Below are 5,012 nucleotides of genomic sequence, written 5' to 3'. Positions count from 1 at the left end.
AGGCACCTGGACCCCCGAGATCGACCCGGCCAAGGCGATGAAGAAGGGCCATATCAGCTTCGAGCTCAGGGGACACAAGCTGCATGGGGCATGGCATCTGGTGCGACTGAAGCCGCGTGCGGGTGAAAAACGCGACAACTGGCTGCTGATCAAGTCGGACGATGCCGCCGCGCGTCCTGGCGAGGACATCCTCAAGGAGGCGCCGGAATCGGTGAAGTCGGGCCTGACGATCGAGGAGGTCGGCGAGGGCAAGGCCGCGAAGGGTGAGAAGCCGAAGGTCTGGCATTCCAACAAGCCGGCCGCCGGCAAGACGAAGGCCGCGGGCAAGAAACTCGACTTCATCGAGCCGCAGCTGGCCACGCTGGAGCGCGATGCGCCGCCGGGCAAGGACTGGCTGCATGAGGTGAAGTTCGACGGCTATCGCATGCAGGCGCAGATCGCCGGCACCGATGTGCGGCTGCTGACCCGGACCGGCCTCGACTGGACGAAGAAGTTCGGCGGCGAGATCGTCGCGGAGCTGGCCGGGCTGAAGTGCAGCGACGCCATCATCGATGGCGAGGTGGTCGTGCTCGCCGACAGCGGCGTCTCGTCTTTCGCGCTGTTGCAGCAGGATCTGTCGGCGAAGCGGACAAATCGCTTCATCTATTACGTATTCGATCTGATGCGCCTCGATGGAAGGGATTTGCGGCGCGAGCCGCTGGTCGAGCGCAAGCAGGCCTTGCAGGATTTGCTCGGCAAGCAGTCCGACAATCCGGCGGTCCGCTTCAGCGACCACTTTTCCGAACCCGGCAAGATCATGCTGGAGCATGCCTGCCGGATGGGCCTGGAAGGCGTCGTCTCCAAGCGTGCCGATGCACCCTATCGCAGCGGCCGCGGCCCGACCTGGGTGAAGTCGAAATGCACGGCGCGGCAGGAATTCGTCATCGGCGGCTATCTGCCGTCGGACAAGACCGGGCGCGGCCTGCGCTCGATCCTGGTCGGCTTCCACGAGGGCGGCAAGCTGCATTATGCCGGCCGCGTCGGCACTGGTTTCTCCGGCAAGGGCGCCAACGAGCTGAAGGCAAAACTCGATGCATTGACGGCAAAGACATCGCCCTTCTCCACCGCCGTGCCGAAGGGCAAGGGCCTGGTCTGGGTCAAGCCCGAACTTGTCGGCGAAGTGGAGTTTCGCAGCTGGACCTCGGACCGTATAATACGCCACGCCTCGTTCCAGGGATTGCGCGAGGACAAGCCGGCGGAGGAAGTCGTGCAGGAAAAGCCCAAAGCGTCGACAGGCAAGACATCGACAGGCAAGAGCACGGCCAAGCCGGCATCGGGTGGCAAAGCCGCCGGATCGATGACGACCACGGTAAAACTCTCGCATCCCGACAAGCTGCTGTGGCCGGATGAAAACATCTCCAAGCAGGGCCTGCTCGACCATTACGCGCAGGTTTGGCCGCGCATGGAACAGTTTGTCGTCAACCGGCCGCTCAGCCTGGTGCGGGCGCCGGACGGTGTCGGTGGCCAGCGTTTCTTCCAGAAACATGCCTCGGCCGGTATGAGCGACAAGATCGCGCGCATGAAGGATCCGACTGACGGCGAGGAGATCTTGTACATCCGGGATTTCGATGGTGTCGCCGCACTGGTCCAGTATGGCGTGGTCGAGATCCACATCTGGGGGTGCACGATCGACGAGATCGAAAAGCCCGACCAGATCATCTTCGATCTCGATCCCGATGAAGGTATCGACGTGAAAGCGGTCCGCGAGGCGGCACTCGATATCAGGGGCAAGCTCGACGAGCTGTCGCTGCCGAATTTCGTCAAGACTTCGGGCGGCAAGGGTTTTCACGTCATGGTGCCGCTGAGACCAGCGGCGGATTGGGATGAGGTCAAAACCTTCGCCCATGATTTTGCCCGTGCGCTGGAGCAGGGTGCCCCCGACCGCTACACGGCGACGCTGTCGAAAAAAGCGCGCACTGGAAAGATCTTCGTCGACTATCTGCGCAATGGCAGGGGCTCGACGACGGTCGCGCCCTATTCGTCACGCGCCAAGAAGGGCGCCACCGTGTCGATGCCGGTGACCTGGCCAGAGATCGAGGCCGGCTTGGCGCCGAACGCTTTCCCGATCGGCGGCAAGACTACGCTGAAACAGCTGGCGAAAGCCGATCCGTGGTCGGATTTCTTTAAGCAGGGCAAGGCTCTGAGGCGGGGTTAACGCTTCGCCCGTTCAAGACAGAAACACCCTCTCAAACGCCTGTCTACCCGGCGGCGAGAAGATCACCGCGCGGCTGTCCTTCTCGCGGCGCGCCCATTTCTCGGCCAGGATCTTCTCGAGGATGGCGGCGCCCAGCGTGCCGGCGAGGTGCGAACGGCGCACGCTCCAGTCGAGGCAGGCGCGGCACACCGGCCGGCGCGGCTTGGTATAAACGTCGATGCCTATCGCCGCGAAATGCGAAGCCGCCGATGGCCCGAGCCTGATCTCCTGTTCGTCGCGGACCAATACGTTCTTGGCGACGAGCCGATCGAGCATCGCCACCGCCTGCTCGCCGGCGAGGTGATCGTAGCAGACGCGCGCCACCCGCATGGCACCATCGCGCGGACCGGGGCGCACACGCTTTGGACCGACGGCTTCCGCGACGCCTGTGATGGCTTCGATCATGCCGGCCACCTGCGGTCCGGCGAGGCCGTAATAGCGATGCCGGCCCTGGCTCGCCACCGTGAGCAGCCCACCTTCCATCAGTTTGCCCAGATGCGAGCTGGCGGTCGGCAGCGAAACGCCGGCCTCGAGCGCCAGTTCGCTCGCCGTCAGCGCCGTGCCGCCCATCAGGGCATTCAGCATGTTTGCCCGTGCCGGGTCGCCGACCAGGCTGGCGATGCTGGCGATGTCGGGTCCTTCACGCATAGTTCGTTCCTCATCGAAGCGTTCTTGTCAGATAATCACTATTCTCAGGTGAGATCAAGGAGACGACGATGGCCGCACGAACCGCTTTCCCCTCAGCCTCGCTCCCCAGCCGTCAATTCTTCCCGTTCGTCACCTGGCTGCGTTCGCGGCTGCTGGCCCGCTGGTATGACCGCCATTTGCAGCGTCTGGACCTTGCCGAGATGGATGATCATCAGCTGCGCGATCTTGGGCTAACGCGGCAAGACGTGCGCCGCGAATGCGCGAAGTCCTTCTGGCAGCCCTAGCAGACCAGACGACACAACGTTTCGATGCCGCTCGAACTATCGACGCACCCCAAGGAGACCACAATGACCATCACCTGCTTCATCCGCTACGAGATCGACCCGTTCGGCAAGGCGGCCTTCGAGGAGTATGCGCGCAATTGGGGCCAGGCCATTCCACGCTGCGGCGCCGATCTGATCGGTTACTACGCGCCGCATGAGGGCTCGGCGACGACCGCGTATGCCGCCTACAACATCGAGAGCCTGGCCGCCTACGAAGCCTATCGCGCCCGGCTTGCCGCCGATCCCACCGGCAAGGCAAACTACGAATTCGCCAAGCGCGAGAGGTTCATCCTGAAGGAGGATCGCATGTTCCTGAAACTGGCCTCAGGCCCGCACGCGAAACTGGTGCTGCCGTGATTGCCGTGATCTTCGAGGTCGAGCCGGCGGAAGGCCGGCGCGACGCCTATCTGAGCATCGCCGCGGACCTGCGTCCACTGCTCGACGGCATTGACGGCTTTCTTTCCATCGAGCGTTTCCAGAGCCTGGCCGATCCGAACCGCATCCTGTCGCTGTCATTCTGGCGCGACGAGGAAGCCGTGAAGGCCTGGCGCAACACCGAGGAACACCGCCAGGCGCAGAAGGCCGGCCGGGGCGGTATCTTTGCCGGCTACCGTCTGCGCATCGCCCATGTGATGAGGGATTATGGACTGACGGAGAGAGACGAGGCGCCTAGGGATAGCCGGGCGGTGAATGGGTGAGTGGCAAGTTTCTTCCTTCTCCCCCTGTGGGAGAAGGTGTCGCCGCAGGCGACGGATGAGGGGTGTTCCAGGGAACGCCAACGTCTCACTCCGCTGGAACACCCCTCATCCGTCTCGGCGCTGCGCGCCGATCCACCTTCCCCCACAAGGGGGGAAGGGAAAAAACTATGCATTCCCGATCAGCACGCCGGCCGCGAACACCAGGGCGCCACCCAGCACCACCTGGAAGGCGGCACGCAGGAAAGGCGTCTGCATGTAGCGGTTCTGGACAAAGGCGATCGCCCACAATTCGAAGAACACCACCACCGCGGCAACCCCGGTGGCCGTCCAGAAATGCGGAATGACATAGGGGAGCGCGTGTCCGAGACCGCCCAGCGTCGTCATGATGCCGACGGTCAGACCGCGCTTGATCGGCGAGCCGCGGCCCGACAGCTTGCCGTCGTCGGAAGCGACTTCGGTGAAGCCCATCGAAATGCCGGCGCCGATCGAGGCGGCAAGCCCGACCAGCAGCGTCTGCCAGGTGTCGTGCGTGGCAAAGGCAGCGGCAAAGATCGGCGCCAGAGTGGACACCGACCCGTCCATCAGCCCGGCCAGCCCTGGTTGCACATAGGTGAGGATGAACTGGCGCTGCTCGGCGCTGGCCTCCTCGGCCTTGACGGCGCCCGGCACATGTTTCTGTTCCAGCCGCTGCGCCAGGGTCTCATGGCCCAGTTCGGCCACCGCCAGATCGTCGAGCAGTTTTCGCGTCGAAGCATCTGCCGTGCGCTTGGCCGCCTCGACATAGAAAAGGTAGGCTTGCCGCTCCATCGCCTCGGCATGGCTGCGCACGTGCTCGATGCCGAGCGGCCGGACCAGCCAGTCGGGCTTGCGCTCGTAATAACCCTTCACATGTTCGCGCCGGATCAGCGGTATGCGCTCGCCGAACCGCTTGCGGAAAAGCTCGATCAACGCATCGCGATGGCCATCCTCTTCCTCGGCCATCTCCTCGAACACTTTTGCCGATTGCGGGAAGTTTTCCGTCAGCCCGTCGGCATAGGCCCGGTAAATGCGACCGTCATCCTCCTCGGAGGAAATGGCCAGCGCCAGGATCTCCTGTTCGGAGAGCGATTC

Annotated in this window: 6 protein-coding genes; 4 read left to right on the top strand and 2 right to left on the bottom strand. The window is 63.7% G+C overall.

What is annotated here, in order from left to right; genetic code table 11:
• A partial coding sequence (gene ligD / locus EN893_RS18655; RefSeq protein WP_128361690.1) for a DNA ligase D occupies positions 1-2,194 on the top strand: 2,194 nt, incomplete at its 5' end.
• 12 nt (positions 2,195-2,206) lie between these two features.
• Here the strand turns inward: ligD and EN893_RS18650 are convergent.
• Positions 2,207-2,881 carry a winged helix-turn-helix domain-containing protein gene (locus EN893_RS18650; RefSeq protein WP_127268908.1) on the bottom strand — a complete coding sequence of 225 codons (675 nt, stop codon included), beginning with the start codon at positions 2,879-2,881 and terminating at the stop codon, positions 2,207-2,209.
• A gap of 68 nt (positions 2,882-2,949) precedes the next feature.
• Between EN893_RS18650 and EN893_RS18645 the strand changes: the two genes are divergently transcribed.
• The 3 genes from EN893_RS18645 (at position 2,950) to EN893_RS18635 (ending at position 3,902) form a co-directional block, all read left to right on the top strand.
• Positions 2,950-3,165 carry a DUF1127 domain-containing protein gene (locus EN893_RS18645; RefSeq protein WP_127268910.1) on the top strand — a complete coding sequence of 72 codons (216 nt, stop codon included), beginning with the start codon at positions 2,950-2,952 and terminating at the stop codon, positions 3,163-3,165.
• A 63-nt stretch (positions 3,166-3,228) separates the two neighbouring features.
• Complete coding sequence (locus tag EN893_RS18640) at positions 3,229-3,561, top strand: NIPSNAP family protein (RefSeq protein ID WP_127268912.1); 333 nt, start codon at positions 3,229-3,231, stop codon at positions 3,559-3,561.
• Positions 3,558-3,902: an antibiotic biosynthesis monooxygenase gene (locus tag EN893_RS18635; protein ID WP_127268914.1), complete on the top strand. Its 345-nt coding sequence runs from the start codon at positions 3,558-3,560 to the stop codon at positions 3,900-3,902. Before EN893_RS18640 ends, EN893_RS18635 begins: the two co-directional genes overlap by 4 nt.
• A 165-nt stretch (positions 3,903-4,067) precedes the next feature.
• Here the strand turns inward: EN893_RS18635 and mbfA are convergent.
• The coding region (mbfA, locus tag EN893_RS18630; RefSeq protein ID WP_128361689.1) for an iron exporter MbfA at positions 4,068-5,012 on the bottom strand (945 nt) is incomplete at its 5' end.

The organism is Mesorhizobium sp. M7A.F.Ca.CA.004.04.2.1 (assembly GCF_004022825.1).
In the GTDB taxonomy this organism is placed as follows: Bacteria; Pseudomonadota; Alphaproteobacteria; order Rhizobiales; family Rhizobiaceae; genus Mesorhizobium.
This window is presented reverse-complemented; position numbering and strand designations above follow the sequence as displayed.

Coding starts and splice junctions, on each gene's coding strand:
- EN893_RS18650 (WP_127268908.1), bottom strand. CDS start 2,881: ATGCGTGAAGGACCCGACATCGCCAGCATCGCCAGCCTGGTCGGCGAC.
- EN893_RS18645 (WP_127268910.1), top strand. CDS start 2,950: ATGGCCGCACGAACCGCTTTCCCCTCAGCCTCGCTCCCCAGCCGTCAA.
- EN893_RS18640 (WP_127268912.1), top strand. CDS start 3,229: ATGACCATCACCTGCTTCATCCGCTACGAGATCGACCCGTTCGGCAAG.